General features: G+C 68.7%; 15 protein-coding genes and 1 pseudogene. 11 read left to right on the forward strand and 5 right to left on the reverse strand.

Going from position 1 to position 20,347, the window contains the following annotated elements; all coding sequences use genetic code 11:
• Nucleotides 1-300: 300 nt before the first annotated feature.
• The 4 genes from ACZ4LX_RS06455 to ACZ4LX_RS06470 all read right to left on the reverse strand — a co-directional run bounded on the left by ACZ4LX_RS06455 (nt 301) and on the right by ACZ4LX_RS06470 (nt 5,302).
• Entirely contained in the window at nt 301-813 is a 513-nt protein-coding gene (locus ACZ4LX_RS06455; protein ID WP_467638941.1) for an AMIN-like domain-containing (lipo)protein, read from the reverse strand.
• Nucleotides 814-1,047: 234 nt separating this feature from the next.
• A complete protein-coding gene (locus ACZ4LX_RS06460) occupies nt 1,048-1,755 on the reverse strand; it encodes a hypothetical protein (RefSeq protein WP_467638938.1) in 708 nt (235 codons plus the stop codon).
• On the reverse strand, nt 1,755-4,715 hold the full coding sequence (locus ACZ4LX_RS06465) for a hypothetical protein (protein ID WP_467638935.1): 2,961 nt from the start codon (nt 4,713-4,715) through the stop codon (nt 1,755-1,757). The genes ACZ4LX_RS06460 and ACZ4LX_RS06465 overlap by 1 nt, the downstream gene beginning before the upstream one ends.
• Nucleotides 4,716-4,750: 35 nt before the next feature.
• A complete protein-coding gene (locus ACZ4LX_RS06470) occupies nt 4,751-5,302 on the reverse strand; it encodes a DUF2690 domain-containing protein (RefSeq protein WP_467638932.1) in 552 nt (183 codons plus the stop codon).
• A 561-nt stretch (nt 5,303-5,863) separates the two neighbouring features.
• On the opposite strand from ACZ4LX_RS06470, the pseudogene ACZ4LX_RS06475 reads away from it, so the two are divergent.
• Nucleotides 5,864-6,137 (forward strand): annotated as a pseudogene (locus ACZ4LX_RS06475) (IS5/IS1182 family transposase); the annotation flags it as partial.
• 813 nt (nt 6,138-6,950) lie between these two features.
• Nucleotides 6,951-8,270 carry a glycoside hydrolase family 10 protein gene (locus ACZ4LX_RS06480; RefSeq protein ID WP_467638929.1) on the forward strand — a complete coding sequence of 440 codons (1,320 nt, stop codon included), beginning with the start codon at nt 6,951-6,953 and terminating at the stop codon, nt 8,268-8,270.
• A 204-nt stretch (nt 8,271-8,474) separates the two neighbouring features.
• On the opposite strand, the gene ACZ4LX_RS06485 is transcribed toward ACZ4LX_RS06480, so the two are convergent.
• The gene (locus ACZ4LX_RS06485) at nt 8,475-9,560 is read right to left on the reverse strand and encodes a LacI family DNA-binding transcriptional regulator (protein WP_467638926.1); all 1,086 of its coding nucleotides are present in this window, start codon (nt 9,558-9,560) and stop codon (nt 8,475-8,477) included.
• 226 nt (nt 9,561-9,786) lie between these two features.
• On the opposite strand from ACZ4LX_RS06485, the gene ACZ4LX_RS06490 reads away from it, so the two are divergent.
• Genes ACZ4LX_RS06490 through ACZ4LX_RS06530 form a run of 9 tightly spaced genes read left to right on the forward strand, consistent with a single transcriptional unit; the run spans nt 9,787 to nt 20,346 of the window.
• Complete coding sequence (locus ACZ4LX_RS06490) at nt 9,787-11,055, forward strand: ABC transporter substrate-binding protein (RefSeq protein WP_467638923.1); 1,269 nt, start codon at nt 9,787-9,789, stop codon at nt 11,053-11,055.
• A 9-nt stretch (nt 11,056-11,064) separates the two neighbouring features.
• On the forward strand, nt 11,065-12,039 hold the full coding sequence (locus ACZ4LX_RS06495; RefSeq protein ID WP_467638920.1) for a carbohydrate ABC transporter permease: 975 nt from the start codon (nt 11,065-11,067) through the stop codon (nt 12,037-12,039).
• A complete protein-coding gene (locus ACZ4LX_RS06500; protein ID WP_467638917.1) occupies nt 12,026-12,949 on the forward strand; it encodes a carbohydrate ABC transporter permease in 924 nt (307 codons plus the stop codon). Before ACZ4LX_RS06495 ends, ACZ4LX_RS06500 begins: the two co-directional genes overlap by 14 nt.
• A gap of 45 nt (nt 12,950-12,994) precedes the next feature.
• Nucleotides 12,995-13,759 (forward strand): SDR family NAD(P)-dependent oxidoreductase, encoded by a 765-nt coding sequence (locus ACZ4LX_RS06505; protein WP_467638914.1) that lies wholly within the window; start codon nt 12,995-12,997, stop codon nt 13,757-13,759.
• Nucleotides 13,747-15,534, forward strand: a complete 1,788-nt coding sequence (locus ACZ4LX_RS06510; protein ID WP_467638911.1) for a heparinase II/III domain-containing protein — start codon at nt 13,747-13,749, stop codon at nt 15,532-15,534. Before ACZ4LX_RS06505 ends, ACZ4LX_RS06510 begins: the two co-directional genes overlap by 13 nt.
• 3 nt (nt 15,535-15,537) lie before the next feature.
• On the forward strand, nt 15,538-17,517 hold the full coding sequence (locus ACZ4LX_RS06515; RefSeq protein WP_467638908.1) for a hypothetical protein: 1,980 nt from the start codon (nt 15,538-15,540) through the stop codon (nt 17,515-17,517).
• Nucleotides 17,518-17,519: 2 nt separating this feature from the next.
• Nucleotides 17,520-18,122, forward strand: coding sequence for a YesL family protein (locus tag ACZ4LX_RS06520; protein WP_467638905.1), 603 nt, complete (start codon nt 17,520-17,522; stop codon nt 18,120-18,122).
• On the forward strand, nt 18,119-19,198 hold the full coding sequence (locus tag ACZ4LX_RS06525) for a DUF1565 domain-containing protein (RefSeq protein WP_467638902.1): 1,080 nt from the start codon (nt 18,119-18,121) through the stop codon (nt 19,196-19,198). Before ACZ4LX_RS06520 ends, ACZ4LX_RS06525 begins: the two co-directional genes overlap by 4 nt.
• Nucleotides 19,195-20,346 (forward strand): SGNH/GDSL hydrolase family protein, encoded by a 1,152-nt coding sequence (locus tag ACZ4LX_RS06530; RefSeq protein WP_467638899.1) that lies wholly within the window; start codon nt 19,195-19,197, stop codon nt 20,344-20,346. Before ACZ4LX_RS06525 ends, ACZ4LX_RS06530 begins: the two co-directional genes overlap by 4 nt.
• Nucleotide 20,347: the final 1 nt, after the last annotated feature.

The raw sequence follows: 20,347 nt of genomic DNA on the forward strand, positions 1-20,347 counted from the left end.
GTCCACTGCGACGGAGGTCGCTCTCGGCTCCGTCCGTACTCCGACCGCCCCCAGGGATTCAAGCCCCGGTCTCACCGAGGCCCTTCCAAAGACCGGACAACAAGGTGTGGCTCCGTGCCCGTTGAGTCCACCGATCACGGCTCGGTGGTACACCCTGCGTACAGGGAAGAGGCCTCTCCGCTCCCGGTTGCGCCGGAGCAGCGGCTCGGACTCCTGGTAGCCGTCTTCGGGCAGCGGCCTGTGCGCCGGGGGCGGATGCCGCCCCCGGCGCGCAGAGCCGCCTCATGCGAGGGGCGGGGCCTACCTGTAGATGTCGATGACCACGCGGTTCGGGGCGGTCAGGGTGAAGACGTTGTAGCGGGAGACCGGACCGTCGAGCGTGATACCGAAGGCGGGCTGGGAGTGCTGCTCGTGCAGGTACTGCACGCCCTTGACGGTGGGCAGGGCGAACGGCTTCACCAAGGGGTTCGTGTCCGCGTAGTCTCCGGTTCGGGCCGGGTAGAAGTCGGCGAACAGGTACGAACTGCCGGTGATGGCGAGGTTCTTCGTCTCGCCACTCGGCGTTCCGTATCCCGGGCTCGTGCTCTGGGTGACATCGACCTGCGGCAGGGTGCCCGTGCCCAGGTCGAAGACGACGCGGTCGTAGCCGTCGTGGGTGGCCGCGCGTACCCCGTCGACGCATATGTTGTCGCAGATCTCGGCTGCGGTCTCCGCGGGCGTCGCCGAGGCCATGGGGGCGGCGACGAGTGTGGCAAGGAGGGCGGTTGCCGCCGGGGCGACAAAGCGGACGAGAACACGTCTTGCAGCGCGCATGATTCCTCATTCCTTCGGGAGTTCTCCGGGTCAAAAGGACCCGGAGTCCAGATCAGATATCTGTCGGCAGTCACAGGAATTTCACACACTGGCCGGAAATTCCTGGGGCTCAAGGGCCTGCCGAGTGCTGAACGGCGGATGGTCCGTCGGACAGCTCCGGCCAAGGCCACTTGCTTGCGGGGCGAAGAGCCCTGCCGTCACCGGCAAGGCCCTTCGCCCGGGACGGTTCGCCTGCTATGCCGCCGCGCTTCCGAGGATGCGCAGCGAGTACTTTTCGTACGCCCGGTGCAGAACCATCACCACGGGCCCCGAGGTGAATACTCCGCTGACGACGTACTCCTTCTTGTTCTTGGTCTCGGCAACCTTCGCCTTGTACAAGGAGTCGGTTTCCTTCTTGGCCTGTTCGAGCCATGAAGACGCCTTGCCATGGTCGATGCCCGCCACGTCCAGCTCGGTGCAGGCCGCGAGGAAGCCGAGAGCTCCGGACTGATTCGTGCCGGTCCTGCACACAAGAGACGACATGTCCTCCTGGTCGGCGAATCCGGCCGAAACCGTCATCCCGCTTCCGCTGTCGCTTCCGGCGTGCCCGTGGATGTACGTTCTCTTCTTCCCGTCGGGCATTTCCTGATCGACGGGCTTGTCCAGCTTCAGCTTCCAGTCCTTCGCGAGCCGGGCGAGAAAGTCCTTCCCGGTGTATCCGGCGGCCATCGTGTGCCCCGCGTCGAGGCTGGGCCGCTCGTCACCTGCTACCGCGTGCTTCGGCAACTCGGTGACAGGCGGCGCAGTCGGCGTTCCGGAGGGCTTGGACGCGGCCTTGGCCGCTGCGGCCTTCGGATGCTCGGTCGCCGTCGTTTCGGGGGTGCTCCGGCTACAGGAGGTGGCTCCCGCCACGCCGATGACGACAGCCATCAGCACGACGGGAACGCGGAGGGCGGTGCGCATCACAGGCCACCGTCGTTGAGACTGCACACGCCGGGGTCCGCGTAGAGGGACGGAACGAAGGCGATCGCGTCGAACACCACGTTGTCGTCCCCGGTTGCGCCCTTCTGGATGTTGTCCAGTTCGATCCGGCCGCCCTTCCAGAAGGTGAAGGTGCCCATCTCGAACCAGGTTTCCTGGCCCGCACTGCGTGTTCCCTGGTTGATGCTGCAGTGGTCGGGCTCGGCGCCGGACGAGTTCTCGCCCGGGATGAAGTCGTACCCGATCGATGCTTCGGCGCCGTGGCTGGGCAGGTGGACATAGACCTTGTAGCGATTGCCGGGCTGGTCTCCGGAAGGGAGCAGCTTCGGGTTGATCTGCCACCGGCCGGTGACCTTGTGGAAGATCTCGCCGTAGTCGTAGCTGTGCGTGAAGTACACGTGGTGGTCGTACCCCGCGCCGAGCTGGTGAAGGTCGATGTTGCCGATGTAGGGGGTTGCGCGGTAGGAGCCGTCGTCCCTCTGCGTGGTGAAGTTGTCACCGACCTGGAGCGTGAACTTGCCGTCCCAGGCCCCCTCGAAGTCGCCGCAACCGTAAGTGTCCTCGTGCTCTCCGAGATCATCGATGACGATGGCATCGGTGTAGACACTCGGATGGTCGATGCACGGCCCGTGGTCGTACTTGCTCTGGAGCTCGGGTTCCGACGAGCCGAGGGAGTAGCGGAGATTCTCGGTGCTGGAGTTGCTGGTGCTCTGCGAGCCTATCCATTCCGCGCTCTTGCCCCAGTAGCACAGGTTGTTCCAGCTCGGGCACGGGTCCGCCGCGGCCGGGTCGCACGCATTGGACGCGTCGCAGAACAGTCCGTACGGGGGAGTCTTGAGGACGCTCAACGGCATGTCGGGTCTGACGTAGGACTCTTCGTTGTTCCAGGTCCGCTGGGGGTTCTCCGCCCAGCCGAGGATCTTCTCCGAGTAGTTCCACTCGCCGGGGCGGGAGGCGTCGTCGTAGTCGTAGCGCAGGAACGCCTCCCGGTCGGCCGGGTAGCTCGGGTTGATCGGGTTGTTGAAGAAACCCAGGCCGGCGTTGGCACCGACGGTGTAGACGCCGGAGTTGTAGCCCCACAGCGCCATGTACCAGTTCTCGATGTAGGCCGGGCTGCCGCTGTTGGCGTTCATGCCCAGGTCCTTGAGCTGGTTCCACTTCTCGCCCAGGATGCGCAGACCCGCGGCGATGTTCGCCGCGTAGTCCGTGGTGACGGCGCCCGCGTGCAGGGTGTCCAGCGGTTCGGGGTACGCCCCGTCCATTCCGGTCGTGACCTGGGCGATGCCGTAACCGCAGTCGGACGCCGTCGCGTCGGGATAACCGTGGATGCCGTTCTGGTTCCCGAGCCAGTCGGACCTGGTGACGTTGCCCGAGTCACCGTTCATGGAGTGCCAGGACGCCTGCTTGAAGTTGGACTCCTGGGCGAGGATGCCCAGCATGACCTGCGCGGGAATCTCGCCCCCACCGGTCAGTTCAGGCTTCGGGAACAGACCCTGCGGGGTATAGGCGCCAAGACCGGTGTCGTGCCAGTCCGCCCCACGCGAGATCGTCAGCTTGCCGTGGACAGCCTGATCGACGGCCCACTCGACCTGGTTGGCGCTGGCCTGGAGAGCCTGACGCTTGGGGTCGTTGCGCTTGACGATGCAGGGGGTCTCCATCCTCTCGATCTTGCCGTGGACAGCCGCACCCGCCCCGGACAGGCACTGGGTTTCCGGCGAGCCCTCACCGCAGTTGAGAGGATCGTCGTCATCGGACATGGCGAACGCGGTCGGGCCCATCGGCAGCGACGCGTCCGACTTCGGCCGCTTGCGGTCGGCGTCCACGAGCTTGGTGGCCTTCGCACCCGTCTTGAGCGCGGTCGCCTTGACGGTCAGCGATCCGGCGCCCTTGGCCTGCGACGAGCCGACGCCCTCGGTTACGCCCTTCATCTGCTCGGAGAACACCGAGTGGGTCACCAGGTGACCGAGACGCGAGATCCCGGCCACACGGCCGTCCACCGCGTGCTTGGCGAGTCCCGGGGCCTTGCCGGTGTCGATTCCCTTCACGTCACCGACGACCGCGTCGCCATGGGCCACGGAGAGGAGCTTCACCTTGCCCTTCGGAGCCCGGCCGAGCTCGGTGAAGGTCTTGCCGTCGAAGCGGGAGATGACGCTGCTCCCGCCCTTGACCGTACCGACGTCCACGGCGCCGTTCTCCGAGGCGGCCAGCGCGAACATCGGGCCGGGTACCTTGGAGAGCTTACGGGCGGACAGCTTCGTCTTCCCGTTGTCCTTCAGGTCGACGAGGTTGCCGTCGAGGACCCCGACGGTGCCCTTCTGCGTGGGCGTGACATGTGTCAGGTAGCCGTCGACAGTGCGGCGGGAAGACACCGATCCGGCGGCCGCGTCGACCGAGATCACCGTTGTCGAGCCGACCGACGTGTCCGTGGCCGAACTGGAGGTGAACGCCACCTCGTCGCCCGCGCCGCAGCCCGGCGCGAAGTAGGCCAGCTGAACCCGGTCGGGAACCTCGGTGACCTTGCCGTCGGAAAGACGGATCACCGCGGCGAAGGCGCCGCTCGCGTAGGCACCGGCCTTGTTGGACCAGACCGACGGTGCGTAGACCGCCGCCGCGTAGTTCCCTGAGCCCGTGGTACAGACGTAGCCCGTCCACGGACCGACGTCGGACAGTTCCTTGCGCCTGAGACGGGCGATCTCGTAGAAGGAGAACCCGTCGCTCTCCCGCGCCGCGAGGATGTGCAGACCCTCGGCGTCGCCGGTGGCCTGCACGATCTCGTCCGCCGAAGAGGTGTAGTCCGCTCCCAGGTCCTTGTTGGGCGCGGAGAACAGACGGGATGTGGTCTCGGTAGCGGCAGGGGCCGGTGTGGTATCTGTGGAAGCCAACGGGACCAGCGCGGCGGAGGCCGCCACCACGCTCATGATGACCAGCGGGTTCGTGGACAAATAGCGTATAAGGCGTCTTCTTCGCATGATGCTCCTCACATCCAGTCCGTGCAGCTGCCGTGCACGACCGGGAGGCTCGCATCGACCGGCCAGTCGTTGCTCCTGTTGGGGTCCTGGATGACATAACTCGTCGGTGCGGGGTCGAATGTGGCATTGACGTCGTTCCAGCACGCCTTCGCCGTCGTCTTCTTCCAGTTCTGCATCTTGGTATAGGCGCCTGCCACACCGTCGCCGAGACGGCCCGCAGTGTCGCCGGCCTGGACACCGCCGTCGGGATCGCGTGTCGTCCACAGTGTCAGGTACACATAATCGGGCGAAGTGTCGAGATCACGTGAGACCTTTGCCCACACTCCCTGACACATCGGCGACCACAGAAGCCGCACCGAGACCGATTCGTCCGCCTCGGTCACCTGCTGAAGAATCTCGGCATCCTCGTCACACCCCATCTCTATGGGGTCTTTTCCTGAACATGTGGCTCGAAAGCAGTCGAATTCCGCTGCCGCCGGGGACGCTTGGATTCCTTGAAAAACCCCCGCCAGCAGCGTCAGCGCTGCCGCCGCCGGCCCCCATCTACGTATGCCGTGCACACACATCACTCCAGACGTTCTCTTCTTCGTGCCGCACGATCGCGGCCCGGATGGCCGTGTTCGCTCTTTGCGTCTGTGCCGCCCCGGGCATCGGAGAGGCAGGCGCAGCCTATGTGAACGCGCCTGGGATTATGTGGAGTTATTGCGCCCCCCACCTGCGCAGATGTCGAAGTTGGACATGTCGCCGCAGTGCACCTCAAAGGTGGTGTGAGGCCATCGGAGGATGTGCGCCGGAAGGTGTTTACGCCGCGAAAAGCGGGGGTAATCGCTGCCCCCTCGGGGCGGCGATTGAAGTACAGACGCACCACTTGTCAGTTGTCCGTTCGCGGCCCCACGGCGTACGGAATCCCGGGAAGTCGAACCCATGACTCAGAGCTTGTTACGAGATTTGGCTGAAAACATACGGCGCGCCGTCGCCGGCCCGTCGCCGGTCAATGAGCGTTCTCGGCGTGGCCACCGACCGGGGGACGGTTCGGTGCGGGATCGGGGTACGCAGCGGACAGGGCTCCCGTGCAGTTCAGGAGGTGTTCGACGCCTCAACCCAGCGACGCGGTAGCCCTGTTGTCGTTCCCGGCACTTGCCGCGCTCGACCCGCCTCACGCATTGGCCGAGTGGGTCACGGTGCTCATCGTCATCCGCGAAGGTGACCGCCGGTGCGGACTCCGGCCGCACCGATGTGCGCCGATCCCACTCGTGCGACCCGCGCCGCCACGACACCCTCGCCCGTACCACCGCGGCCTCCGGGTACCCCGTCGGCACCGCCCACGCCTACGCCTACGCCGCCACGGCCACCCACCCGCTCACCGAGCAGGCGCCGGGCCGGCCGGGAACACTCACCGGACTTGAATGTGTGATGTCTGCTTGATCGTGTCAGCCGGCCGGAGTCAGACCGGCCCCTGCGGGGCGGCCGGCGATGAGGTGCGGCCGGCGCGGCCCGCTTGTGGCCGCGCTTCACAGCGGCGGCGAGCTGGTCGAGGTTCGGGGCGGCGAGGTTGCCGATCGCCCCCCTTCACCCCGCTCGCGCCACCGACGGCGCTCCACCCACCGCTCACCCACGTCGGAAACCCGTACAAGATTCTTTTGGTGTCGAAATATTTCGCCCTCACGTCGCGCGGCTTTCGATCCATTCTCCCTCCAATTCCTCGGCGCGATCACAGATATCGCAGGTCAGCCAGGATCCCTCCGGTCAGCGATCCGCCGTGACGACGGCCATCGCCTCAACCATTGCACACAACGTTCGGAATCCTTTCGTAGCCCTCAGCGGCGAATGTACCCATGCGCCCCATCCGTCATCCCGGCAAGACCGAGCGAAGGTCAAATAACAGCAGGTCAAAGTCATATTCAAAGACAGCCATGGAGTTAACCGCATCGAAACATTTCGGAAATGTAGCGTTGACGAGTCGTTCAGGCGCGCGCATACTCTCCCTCGCTCCCCTGTATCACCGATCAACTCCGCGCCACGGAGTCGCCAATGAGCGGTGCACCCGTGGCGGACGAACCGCTCCGCGCACAGTTCCCCCACTCGTCCGGGCGGCCCGCTGGGGCCCGCCCGGCGACCGGAAGAAGGTGTTGGAAAGTGATCGTCAATTCACCGCATGGCAGCAAGGCCACGCGTCCGCGGCCGCGCTCACGGGCGCGAAAGGCCGGCGTGCTCGCCACAGCGGGCCTGCTCACCGCGGCAGCGGTCCTCTCGCTCGCCGGCACCGCCGAGGCCGCCACGACGCTCGGGGCGTCGGCCGCCGCCAAGGGCCGGTACTTCGGCGCCGCTGTCGCCGCCAACCACCTGGGCGAGGCCGCGTACTCCTCGACCCTGGACACCGAGTTCACCATGGTGACCCCGGAGAACGAGATGAAGTGGGACGCCGTCGAGGCCTCCCGCAACAGCTTCAACTTCGCCTCCGCGGACCAGATCGTCAGCCACGCCCAGGGCAAGAACATGAAGCTCCGCGGGCACACCCTGGTGTGGCACTCCCAGCTGCCCGGCTGGGTCGGCGGCCTCGGCGCCGACGATCTGCGTTCGGCGATGAACAACCACATCAACCAGGTGATGGCGCACTACAAGGGCAAGATCTACGCCTGGGACGTGGTCAACGAGGCCTACCAGGACGGCAGCAGCGGTGCCAGGCGCAGCTCACCCTTCCAGGACAAGCTCGGCAACAGCTTCATCGAGGAGGCCTTCCGTACCGCACGGGCAGCCGATCCGGGCGCCAAGCTCTGTTACAACGACTACAACACCGACGGCCAGAACGCGAAGAGCAACGCGGTCTACGCCATGGTGCAGGACTTCAAGCAGCGCGGTGTGCCGATCGACTGCGTCGGCTTCCAGTCGCACTTCAACAGCAACTCCCCCGTCCCCGCCGACTACCAGGCCAATCTTCAGCGCTTCGCCGATCTCGGTGTCGACGTGCAGATCACCGAGCTGGACATCGAGGGTTCGGGATCGGCGCAGGCCGCGAGCTACACCAAGGTCGTGAACGCCTGCCTGGCCGTGTCGCGCTGCGCAGGTATCACCGTGTGGGGCATACCGGACAAGTACTCGTGGCGCAGCAGTGGCACTCCGCTGCTGTTCGACGACAACTACGGCAAGAAGCCGGCGTACACGGCCGTGCTCACGGCCCTGGGCGGAACCAGCGGCGGCGGGGGCGACGGGGGCACGGGCGGTGGCGCGTGCACGGCCACGTACACCAGGACCAACACCTGGGGCGACCGCTTCAACGGACAGGTGACGATCAGGGCAGGCAGTTCGGCGATCAGCACCTGGACGGTGCCCGTGACGGTGACGTCACCGCAGAAGATCGCCACGACCTGGAACGGCACCCCGTCCTGGGACGGCAGCGGCAACGTGATGACGATGAAGCCGAACGGCAACGGCAGTCTGGCCGCCGGTGCCTCGACTTCCTTCGGGTTCACCGTCATGACGAACGGCAACACCTCGGAGCCTGCCGTCGGCGCCTGCACCACCTCCTGACCCGCCCGCCCACGGACGGGCACGGGCACGAGAGGCCTCGGCCGTCCCGTCGGGCACTGGCACTACCGCAAGGGCACCGGCACAAGGGCCCGGTGCCGGAGCAGCGGCACAGAGGCACCGGCGCGAGGGCACCGTCTCCCGGACGGTGCCCTCGTGCCGTTGGCGTACGGACCGGCGCGCATCGCGGGGATGCGCACCGGTGGTTCACCCCCGCGCACCGGCCGTGTCCTGAGCCGCCGCCACGCCGGCCGGTGCTGGAGCCGTCGACTCCCGGATCACCAGCCTCGGCCTGATCAGGAGCGAACGCCCGGCAGCCGGCGCCGAGTCGATACGGGCGCGGAGCTGCTGAAACGTCTCGGCGGCCATCTCCGGCAACGGCTGCCGGACCGTGGTCAGCGGCGGCTCGAAGAGGTCGGCGAGCAGGATGTCGTCGAACCCGACCACGGAGATGTCCTGCCCTGCGCTGCGGCCGGCATCCTTCGCGCCCCGGCAGATCCCGATCGCGCACATGTCGTTGATGGCAACGAAAGCGGTGGGGGGACGCGACCCCCGGAGCAGTTCACCGGCGGCCCTGCGTCCCAGTTCGGCGGCGTCCTTGTCACCGAACTCGGCGGTGTCGGCGCCGGGCCACACGATCGCGTCCTCCGGATCGAGACCCGCCGACTCCAGGGCGGCCCGGAAACCGCGCAGCCGCTCGCGACGGTTGACACTGTTGACCGAGCCGGAGACGAACGCCAGCCGGCGGTGGCCCAGTTCGAGCAGATGGCGGGTGGCGAGCTCGGCACCCATCGCGTTGTCGACACTGATGGAGGCCAGCGACGGCGGGTCGCCCGCCTGGGCGGTGCGGTCGAAGGCCACCATCTTCAGCCCCCGGCCGAGCAGCGGTGCCACGTGGTCGAGCGAGGGCAGCGAGGAGCAGAGCACCACACCGCTCACCCCGTCGGCGAGCAGCTCCTCACCGTACTTGAGCTCACGGGCGGGATCCCGCTCACTGTTGCAGAGCAGTACGTGATACCCCTCGGCGAGCGCGATGGCCTCCAGCTCCCGGGCGAGCGCCCCCCAGAAGGGGTTGGCGACGGACGGCACGATCAGGCCGATGACCTTGATCCGGCCGGTGCGCAGCATGCGCGCGGCGCGGTTGGGCCGGTAGCTGAGCTGCTCGATCACCTGCTCCACGCGGGCCAGAGTGGCCGCCTGCATGCGGTCCGTACGTCCGTTGAGGACGTTCGACACGGTGCTGGCGGATACACCCGCAGCCTCCGCGACCTGATGGATCGTTACTCCGCTCATGCCACCTCCGGTTCGTCACGCGTTCACCCACCCTAGTGTACCGATTTACTGAACTCGCTTCACCGGTACACCCGTTAACTTCCCCGAAAATTGTTGTGCATCAGCTGTTGACGCATCTCGCGCGGCGTTCCTAGTCTCAGTGCATCGATTTACCAGCGCTTCTCAGCCACGACTGGGTTGCCATCGCTGGATCGATCCACAACCTCCACCTCACGAGGGGTGCCCCATGGAACTCAAACGACGGTCGCTGCTCGCCGCCATCGGTGCCGGTACGGCTGCGGCCGCACTGTCCGGCTGCGGCACCGGCTCCTCGGCGGCCGGCTCCGCCGACGGTCCCGCCGAGGGCGAGATCACGCTGCTCACCCCTATCTTCGAAGGTGCCGACGGCAAGACGCTGTTGGAGAAGGAGATCATCGGAGGCTTCCGGAAGAAGTATCCGGACGTCAAGGTGAACGTGGACTACACCACGTACGCGCAGCTCAACGAGAAGATCACCACGGGTATGGCCGGCGGGCTGCTGCCCGACGTGCTGATGATGGGCGTCGGCTGGATCCCGCCCTTCGCGGCCAAGAAGGCGATCGCCCCGCTGCCCGAGAAGTTCGCCGCCGCGCACGACTACGAGAAGCGGGTGCTGGAGCCGTCTCGTTACGAAGGCAAGCTCTACGCGCTGCCGGTGGTGCTCGACACCCGCATCGTCGTCTACCGCAAGGACCACTTCGCCGAGGCGGGCATCAAGAAGACGCCTGCCAACTGGGCCGAGCTGCGGGCCGTGGCGAAGCAGCTGACGAAGGACGGCCGGGTCGGTTTCGACCCGTTCTCCATCGATCTGCGCCAGTGCTGGGAGACGTTCCTGTTCGCCAACGGCGGTCAGCTCTTCAGCGCCGACGGCAAGAAGGTGCTGTTCACCGACAGCCGGGGCGTCGAGGCGCTGCAGTTCTTCAAGGACCTGATCAAGGACGGCTCCGCCAGCTACGCCAAGAAGACGGATCTCGGTGCCCCGACCAACGTCCAGACGGGCAGGGCGTCGATGATGATGACGACCAGCGCTCTGTGGGAACAGGTCCGCGAGCAGAACCCGGACCTGCTGAAGGGCGACAAACTCGGCGCGTTCGTGCTGGCCAACCGCAAGCCGGCGATGCTCCAGGGCGGCACCCTCGTCACCCAGTCGGCAAGCTCCAAGCACCCGGCGGCTGCCCGTGCCCTGGTCGAGTACCTCGCGACTCCGGAGGCGATCCTGGGCGCCGCCAAGCAGCGCGGCTCCGTACCCGGGCTCAAGGACCTGAGCGACAGCAGCTATGTCAAGGAGAACAAGTTCGTCGACCTCTCCCTGCAGAGCATGAGCGCCGCCTGTTCGGAGGGCGGCTCCGCCGCCTGGATGGAGATCCGCGAGAAGATCAAGCCGACGCTGGAGCCCGCGATCGTGGGCGGCCAGTCCGCGAAGGACGCCATCGCGGAACTCGGCCGTCTCGCCGAGGCCGCCATCGGCCGGATGTGAGGCGCCGCTGTGGGAGCTGTATCCGTACTGAAGGCACGGCCGGAGCGGCTGCCTTCCCCGCCTGAGAAGACCCGGCCCGCCAAGCGGCGGACCACCGGGAGGACCCCGACGGGTCCGGGGCGGCGCAGGCAGCGGGCCGGCATGCTGATGGTCGCCCCCGCCCTGCTGCACGCGTCGCTCTGGATCGGCCTGCCGGTCGTCGCCTCGGTGGTCCTGGCCTTCACGAAGTACGACGTGCTGACGCCGCCGCAGTTCGTGGGGCTGGACAACTTCTCGGAGATGATGGACGACGCGGTGTTCCGCAAGTCCATCGTCAACACCGTCATCTACACCTTCTTCACCGTGCCGTTCGGCATGATGCTGGGTCTGCTGGTGGCGCTCGCCCTGCACACCGGCCTGAAGGCGCGCGGCATCTTCCGTACCGCGATCTTCCTGCCGCAGGTCACCGCCACCGTGGCGATCGCCCTGGTGTGGCTGTGGATCTACAACCCGGGCAACGGACTGCTGAACGCCCTGCTCTCGTTCGTCGGCGTCGACGGTCCGGCCTGGCTGTCCTCGACCACCTGGGCACTGCCCTCGGTGATCCTGGTCGGGGTCTGGCAGGGCATCGGCATGAAGATGCTCATCTACCTGGCCGCGCTCCAGTCACTGCCGAGGGAGCTGTACGAAGCGGCCTCGGTGGACGGCGCTTCCAAGGCGCGGCAGTTCTTCTCGATCACACTGCCGCTGCTGAAGCCCGCGACGTTCTTCGTGCTCATCACCTCGATGGTCAACGCGTTCCAGTCGTTCGACCAGATCTACATCCTCACCGAGGGCGGACCGGCCAACAGCACCACGATGATGACGTACGAGATCTACAAGTCCGCCTTCCGGGAGTTCCGCGTCGGCTACGCCAGCGCCCAGTCTCTGGTGCTGTTCGTGCTGCTGATGGGCTTCACCCTGGTCAACCGGCGGATCATGGGAGGCACCCGTGGCCACAACTGAGCTGCACAAGGCCGGGGCAGCACAGCCGCCCCGTCCCCGGGCGAACCGGAAGCCGGTCGCGGGCGGCCGGATCGCGCTCTCTGTGACGCTGTCCGTGGTCTCGCTGCTGATGGTGGTGCCGTTCATCTGGATGGTGCTGACCTCCCTCAAGACACCGGTGGAGATCGCGTCGCAGGACGGCGGACTGCTGCCCGAGCACTGGGCCTTCGGCAACTACACCGACGCGCTGAAGGCCGCGCCCTTCGCCACGTACGCCCGCAACAGCTTCATCATCGCGTTCAGCCACACCATGCTCAACCTGGTGATCGCCTCAATGGCGGGGTACGCGCTGGCCCGGATCAGGTTCCGGGGCAGCGAGGTCATCTTCTACCTCTTCATCGCGGCACTGATGATCCCCACGTACACCAAGGTGCTCCCCGAGTTCCTGATCGTCCGCTTCATGCCGCTGGCCGGCGGGAACGACCTGTTCGGCCAGGGCGGCAGCGGCTGGCTCGACACGTGGTGGGCACTCATCGTGCCGGGCGCGGTCACCCCGTTCGCGGTCTTCCTCTTCCGGCAGTTCTACCTGGATCTTCCGGTGGAGCTGGAGGAGGCGGCCCGGCTGGACGGTCTGGGCGAGTTCCGGATCTACGCCCGGATCATGACGCCGCAGGTCAAGCCCGCGCTCATCACGGTGGCGCTGCTGACCTTCGAGACATCCTGGAACAACTTCCTGTGGCCGCTGCTGGTGACCCGGACGGACAGTCTGCGGGTCATCCAGGTGGGGCTCTCCGTCTTCAAGACGGAGAACGGCCCCCAGTGGCACTTCCTGATGGCGGGCACCACGCTCGCCACCCTGCCCATGGTCGTGCTCTTCCTGATCGGCCAGCGCTACTTCGTGCAGGGCTTCGCCACCGCCGGTCTCAAGTGACCGGTCCCGGTCCTCAACGGCCGGTTATCGAAAGGGTTACCCCCCATGTCTGCTGATCTCCAAGGCTCCCGCGCGCTCGTGACCGGGGCGGGCCACGGCATCGGCCGCGCCATCGCCGTCGCCCTGGCCGAGGCCGGCGCCGATGTCGCCGTCCACTACCACTCCTCGTCGGACGAGGCCGCGAAGACGGTGTCCGCGATCGAAGCGGTGGGCCGCCGGGCCAAGGCGTTCCAGGCCGACGCGACGGTGACGGCCGACGTGGACCGCCTCGTCGAGGAGGCCACCGGCTTCCTCGGCGGGCTGGACGTCCTGGTCTGCAACGCCGGACATCTGATCGGGCGGGCGACGATCGCCGAGATGTCCGACGACCACTTCGACCAGGTCATCAACACCAATCTGACCTCGACATTCCGTACCGTGCGGGCGGCGCTGCCCCATCTGAAGGAGTCGTCAGCCGGGCGCGTCATCACGATGTCGTCGCTCGCCGCGCACAACGGCGGCGGCCCGGGATCGGTCGCCTACGCGGCGGCCAAGGCCGGGATCCGGGGCTTCACCAAGGGTCTGGCCAAGGAGCTCGGCGGCAGCGGCATCACGGTCAACACCGTCGCCCCCGGCTTCATCAAGGGAACCGCCTTCCACGACACGTTCACCGCTCCCGAGGCGCAGCGGGCGATGGAGGCGGGCATCCCGGTGGGCCGGGCCGGCACCCCGGAGGACGTGGCCTCGGCCGTCGTCCATCTGGCATCGCCCTCGTCCGGCTTCCTCACGGCGACCACGGTGGACATCGACGGTGGCGTGTGGCCGCGTTGAGGCAGATCGCGCGGGAGCGCGGCGGCTGGTGGCACGCGTACGTGTGCCCGGCGCACGGGGTGGAGCTGGACCACGGCGACGTACTCACCGGGGTGTTCCCCGAAGGCGGTGCGCGCTGTGCGTACGGCTGCCGGGTGGACAACGACGCGGTGCGCGGTGCCTGGCTGGTGCTGTCGCACCAGGCCTGGGCGCGGCACCTGCGGGTACTCGCCCACCGGGGCGAGCGTGCCGAGGCGGTGGCCCGCCTCGTCGAGTACACCGCTCTGTACGAGGAGTTGGCCATCGCCCGGCACGGCGAGGCGCAGGGCTGGATGCTGCGCGGCCGGCTCTTCCACCAGGCGCTGACCGACGCGATCTGGGCGGTGAACATCGGACACACCGTCCTGACGCTCGCCGAGCGGGGCACGGAGGATCTGTCCGGGGTGCTGCCGCTGCTCGACTCGCTGGAGCGGGCGGCTCTCGACGCCCGCTCCGTGCTGATCGGGAAGGGGCAGCTCGCCTCCAACTACACCGCGTGGCTCAACGCCGCGGGCGCCGCCGCCGGGCGGGGAGCCGCGGCGGTGCGCGGGCAGGAGTGGGACGGCGGCAAGGAGTGGCTGGAGGGCGACAGCGGGCTGTTCGCGCATCTGCGGGTCGCGGTCGCCGAAGACGGCTGGGAATGGGAAGGCAGTACCTATTACCACGGGTTCGTGCTGCGGGCGGCGCTGCTGGCGCTGCGGGGCACCGATCCGGCGGCACTGCCGGCCGATGTGGTGGGTGTGCTGGCCGGGATGACGGATGTGCTGGCCTCGATCGCGACGCCGGGCGGCATACTGCCCGCGCTGCACGACGGGCCGTACCTGCGTGCCCCGCTGGCACTGGAATGGCTCGAACTGGTGGCTCTTGCACAGCAGTTGGTGCCGTCGGCCGAGCTGGAAGCGGTGGCTGTCCGGGCCCGCGCCGAACTGGGCACCGCCGACGACGGTCTGGACCGGCAGCTGGACGGCTGGTTCACCGGTCCGCCGCTGCCGGGGCGTCCTGTGCCCGGCGCGCTCACCTTGTTCAGGACGGCCGGCTACGCGGTGCTGCGGGTCGCGGGCATCCACGCGCTGCTCGACTTCGGTCCGCACGGCGGTTCGCACGGCCACCGGGACAAGTTGTCTCTCTATCTCTACGGCGACAACACGCCGTGGCAGCCCGATCCGGGCCAGGTTCCCTACGCCCACGCCGAGTTCCGTGATCTGTACGCCTCGACCGAGGCCCATCCGGCGTTCCGGGTGGACGGCACGGAGCAGGCGGAGTGCGCGGGCGAGTTGCTCGGCTCGGACGACCGCTCCGTCACGGCCGGGGTGAGCACGGCGTACGAGGGGGTGCGCGCGGTCCGCCGGATCGTGGCGGGTGACGGCTATCTGGTGGACCTGCTGACCGTGACAGCCACGGAGTCCCGCCACATCGCCGCCCAGTTGCGCCCCGGCACCGCGCTGGACATGCAGGTACAGGCGGCGGGCCCGGCGCACACCACCTGGTACGGCGACGAAACCCTGCACGGCTGGCACATCCACCGGGCCGATGTCCCCGTGCGCCCGGTGAGCCGGCCGGGTCCGGGGCCGGCCGACGATCCGCAACGCGTACGGACCCGGGTGGACTTCGCCGCCGACACCGACCGGGTCACGTTCGCCTCGGTCTACCAGGCCGCGTCGGCCGGACCCGCGGTGACCGATGTGCGGCTGGACGACACCGGTCTGACGGTCCGTCGGGCCGACGGCGGTACCGCACGGTTCCGGACGGAGGACTGACCCTTGCTGCTCTCGGCGACCCCGCCGCCCGGACCGCGCCCCGCGCAGGAGAAGCGGCTGTACGAGGAGGCCACCCGCCACCGCGGAGTGACCCCGCCCCGTACCCACCCTCTGGCGAGCATCACCTGGCTCGGCCCCGCCGCCTCCAACCCGGCGCTCGCCCACCGGATCGGCGGGGATCCCGCGCATCTGGCGGAGAGCCTGCGCTGGATCGAGGCGGTGGTGCGGCTGCCGCACTGGGGCAGGGCCCATATGCCGGACCACGACCTGGACGCCGGCTGGCTGCTGCACCATCTCTCCCTCGCCCACCGGTGGCTCGGTGACGACCTGCCGGAAGAGACTGAGGCGCTGCTGCGGTACAAACTGCTGCTCCAGGGGCGGCGGATGTACGAGTTCGCGGTGGCGAGCGAGGGCGGCTGGTGGTCGTCGTCGTACTGGCAGAACCACAACTGGATCTGCTATGCGGGTCTGGCGACGGCCGGATACGTACTCGGCAAGGAGGAGTGGACCGAGCGCGCCAAGGAGAACCTCGGGACCGTTCTGGACCTGATGCCGCCGGACGGTTCGCATGCCGAGGGCGTCGTCTACTGGCGCTACGGCGTGCCCTTCCTCGCGGCCCACCTGGACCTCCTGAAGGAGGCGGAGGGCATCGACTGGTGGGACCGGGGCGGCTTCATGTCCCGCACGTTCCGCTACCGGCTGCACCAGACGGCTCCCGGGTTCGCGTTCAACGTCGATCACGGCGACTGCCACGACCGGCGCAGCGGCCACAGCGCCGGTCTCTACTACCGCCTGGCCGCCCAGTACGCGATCCCGGAGGCGCAGTGGATGGGCGATCTGGCGTCGGGCGAGCTGCTGTGGCAGGAGGCGGCCGAGAGCGGGGTGCGGCCGGGGATTCTGCCGGAGGCGTATCTGGAGTACCTCTGGTACGACCCGTCGGTGCCGGCCGCCCGGCCCACCGAGAAGCGGGCGTTCTTCCCGGACCTCGGGCTGCTCGCCGCGCGCACGGGCTGGGACGGGGACGCCACGCTGGTGTCGTTCAAGGCCAGCCCCGGCGGTGGCCACCGGGCGTGGGAGACCGCCGAGAAGTACCGGGCGGAGAAGGGCTGGGACACCCTCAACCAGGGCCATCACCACCCCGACTCGGGTTCGTTCGTGTATGTCTCCCAGGGCGCGTTCCTCGCCGTGGACGAGGGCTACAGCAACCGCAAGCGGGCCGCGCACCACAATCTCCTCCTGGTGGACGGACAGGGGTACGCGGACGAGGACCGTTATCACGTGTACCGGGACATCCCCTTCGAGCGGCAGGCCCGGCAGCGCGATGTGCTCGTCTCCGACGACTGCGGATGGGCTCACTCCACGGCCGGGATCGCCGCGATGTACGACCCCGCGCTGGGGGTGCGGCGGCTCGACCGGACGCTGGTGTTCACCCCGTCGGGGCGTCTGGTGCTGCTGGACCTCGCCGAGGCGGATGCGGCACGGGAGTGGACGTTCCTGCTCCAGACCGACCGGCCGGCCGAACCCGGTCCTGACGGCAGCCGGCTGATCCGCTCGGGGACGGCCACGGCCCTGTTCCGGCAGTTCGCCCCGGCCGGCGCCCGCATCGCGGGGGAGGTCACCGAGGTGGAGGCCAATCCGACGTCGAGCACCCCGGAACTCCGCCTCACCCGCACCCTGCACACCCTGCGCTCGGCCACGGAGCGCTCGGCCGAGGCGCTGTTCCTCACCGCGATCACCCCGGGGGCGGACACGGACGCCACCCGGGTCGTCTGCTCGCAGGGCCAGGGCGTGGCCTTCGGGACGGAGACCGTGCTGCTCTCCCCCGTGGCCCGGCGGATCCGCTCCGGCGGCGTTCTCGCCGAGGCCTCGGCCGTGCTGCTCACCGAGGGCGAAGCCCCCTGGGTGGTGGCGGCGACCCGGCTGGAGCTGGACGGGCGGGTACTGCTCGACGTGGCGCAACCGTACACAGGAAAGGTCGGCTGATCATGCAGGCAACCCTCTCGTCCGGCTGGCCGACGCTGCTGCGGCGGCTGGAGTTCGTGGCCTACCCGGCTGTCGCCGGCGCCGCGTTCGCCGTGCTCTCGCTGGGGGTGGTGACCTGGCTGCCCGCGCTCGCCGCGATGGCGCACGGGCTCCAGCGGTGGCGGGCCGATGGGGACAGCCGGTGTTTCGTCCACACCTTCACGGCGTTCCCCCGGTACTGGCGCTCCCTGTGGCGGCACTCGCTCGTCTCCACGGCTGCCGGGGCCGTACTCGCCGCCGACATCGTCCATCTGCTGAGCCGTTCGGAGCCCTGGACCTTCATGCTGCTCGCCGCCCAGGCGGGCATAGCGGCCGCCCTGGTCATCCACCATGTGGCGCTGGCGGCCGAGGCGGGCCGGACGCCGGACGGCACCGTGCGGGACTGGACGCGGGGCGCGCTGGCGCTCGGCTTCGGTTCGGCCGCCCGGGGCACCGCCCTGCTCGGTGCGGTGGTCTCCGCCGTACTCCTCTCGCTCGTCGTACCGCTCGGACCACTGCTTCTCGGCCCGAGCATTCCCGTACTGCTCGCTCTGTCCTTCGCCGATCCCAGGAGGCACACCCCATGAGCCATGCACTGCGCACCGCCCTCGTCGCCGCGCTCGCCGTCGGCGCACCGCTCGTCCTTCCCCCGCCGTCCATGGCCGCCGCTTCGGCCACCGCCTACTTCGTGTCGCCGGCCGGCAGCGACACCAACTCCGGTACGTCGGCGGGCGCGCCGTTCGCCACGATCCAGAAGGCGGTCGATCTGGCGCCGGCGGGCGCGGTGGTGAACCTCGCAGCCGGTACGTACAAGCAGGACATCGTGACCAAGCGCGCCGGGGTCACGATCACCGGTCCGGCGAACGCCGTGGTGAAGGGGGCGGGAGACGCCCGGATCATTCAGGTGCGGCACGACTCGACGACGCTGAGCAGCTTCACCGTGGACGGGCTGCACGGGTCGTCCACCGAGGTGTCGGGGTACCGCCTCAAGCTCATATATGTCATGAGCACGACCCCAGGCAATGGTGTGGGCGCGCTGCGCATCACCGGAATGACCCTGAAGAACGCCGCCGACGAATGCCTGCGAGTGCGCTATCTCGTCACCGGCGCCGACATCTCCGGCAACACCATCACCGACTGCGGTGTCGCCGACTTCGAGTTCGGTGGCGGCGGCAAGAACGGCGAGGGCATCTACCTCGGCACCGCTCCCGAGCAACAGGGCGCGAACGGCGCCCCGGACGCCGCACCCGACATCAGCAAGAACAACCGCATCCACCACAACACGATCGCCACCCGCGGCAACGAGTGCGTCGACGTGAAGGAGAACTCGACCAACAACTACGTCGAGTACAACGACTGCAGCCAGCAGAAGGACTCCAGTTCGGGCGGTCTGGACGCGCGCGGCAGCGGCAACATCTTCCGGTACAACACCATCCACGACAACGCCGGTGCGGGCATCCGGCTCGGTGGCGACACCGCGACCGACGGGATCGACACCAGCGTCTACGGCAACACCATCACCGCGAACGCCGGGGGCGGCATCAAGTTCATGCGCACCCCGCAGGGCCCCGTCTGCACGAACACGATGAGCGGGAACACCGGAGGCGACTCCGTGGGCACCTACGGCAGCGAGTACTCCCCGACCGGTGCGTGCCCCCAGTGAGCGGGCAGGGACCCGCGAGACGCGGGGTACTGACCGCCGCGGCCGGGCTTGCCGCGGTCGCGGCGACCGCATCCGGGGCGCAGGCCGCCGCGGCACCGGGCGGCGGGGCGCGCCGGTCGCACTGGACGACATCGTGGGCGACCGCGCAGACGGCGCCGACCCCCACCGACACGGTCGCCGTCGCGGGGCTGACCCAGGGCACGTTCACCGCTCACGTGCGGTTGTCCGCCGGTGGCGCGGTCCGGCTGCGCTACGGGCACGCCTTCGGAACCGTGCCGGTGCTGATCGGCCCGGTGACCGCGGCCGGCCGGCCCGTCACGTTCGGCGGGCTCCCGCAGGCCCGGATCGCCGCCGGCGCCTCGCTGACCAGTGACACGGTCGCGGGCCTGCGGGCCGCCGAGGGCTCGCTGCTGACGGTACGGACCGAACTGCCCGGCCCCACCGGGCCGCTGTCGTTCCACCGCAACACCCATGCCTCGCACGACGTCGACGGGGTCCGCACCACCTCCGTGTACCTGCTGACGGGTGTCGAGGTGACGGGCGCCCACGGACCCGTGATCGCGGTGCTGGGCGACTCCATCGCGGAGGGTGTCGGCACGCCCGACGACTCCGATCTGCGCTGGCCCGACCAGCTGGCCAGGCGCCTGCCCGGCGCGGCGGTCGCCGATCTGGGAATCAGCGGAAACCGGGTGCTGCTGGACGACGCCCGCTTCGGGCCCGGCGGGCAGGCCAGGTTCGACCGCGATGTGCTGTCCCTGCCCGGACTGCGGACCGTCCTGATCCACCTCGGGGTCAACGATCTCCAGCAACCGCCCAGCCAGACCGATCCGGGGCTCGTCCTGGCCGGCTACCGGCAGCTGGTGCTGCGCGCCCGGAGCGCCGGCCTCCGTGCCGTCGGCGCGACGATCACCCCGTTCGGCGGCTGGACCCGTTGGACGCCCGAGCTGGAGACCGTACGGCAGCGGATCAACGCGGCGGTGCGGACCGGCCGCGTCTTCGACGCCGTCGCCGACTTCGACGCCGCCCTGCGCGACCGTGACCACCCCGAGCGGATGCTGCCCGCGTACGACAGCGGCGACGGCCTCCACCCCAGCCCATCCGGCCACGCGGCACTCGCCGCGGCCGTCGACCGCCGACACCTTCTGTGAG

The organism is Streptomyces sp. NPDC026062 (genome assembly GCF_055568375.1).

What these genes read in the sequence shown, in the direction of transcription:
- ACZ4LX_RS06455 (WP_467638941.1), bottom strand. Translation starts at nt 813, where the DNA reads ATGCGCGCTGCAAGACGTGTTCTCGTCCGCTTTGTCGCCCCGGCGGCA.
- ACZ4LX_RS06460 (WP_467638938.1), bottom strand. Translation starts at nt 1,755, where the DNA reads ATGCGCACCGCCCTCCGCGTTCCCGTCGTGCTGATGGCTGTCGTCATC.
- ACZ4LX_RS06485 (WP_467638926.1), bottom strand. Translation starts at nt 9,560, where the DNA reads ATGAGCGGAGTAACGATCCATCAGGTCGCGGAGGCTGCGGGTGTATCC.
- ACZ4LX_RS06490 (WP_467638923.1), top strand. Translation starts at nt 9,787, where the DNA reads ATGGAACTCAAACGACGGTCGCTGCTCGCCGCCATCGGTGCCGGTACG.
- ACZ4LX_RS06505 (WP_467638914.1), top strand. Translation starts at nt 12,995, where the DNA reads ATGTCTGCTGATCTCCAAGGCTCCCGCGCGCTCGTGACCGGGGCGGGC.
- ACZ4LX_RS06520 (WP_467638905.1), top strand. Translation starts at nt 17,520, where the DNA reads ATGCAGGCAACCCTCTCGTCCGGCTGGCCGACGCTGCTGCGGCGGCTG.
- ACZ4LX_RS06525 (WP_467638902.1), top strand. Translation starts at nt 18,119, where the DNA reads ATGAGCCATGCACTGCGCACCGCCCTCGTCGCCGCGCTCGCCGTCGGC.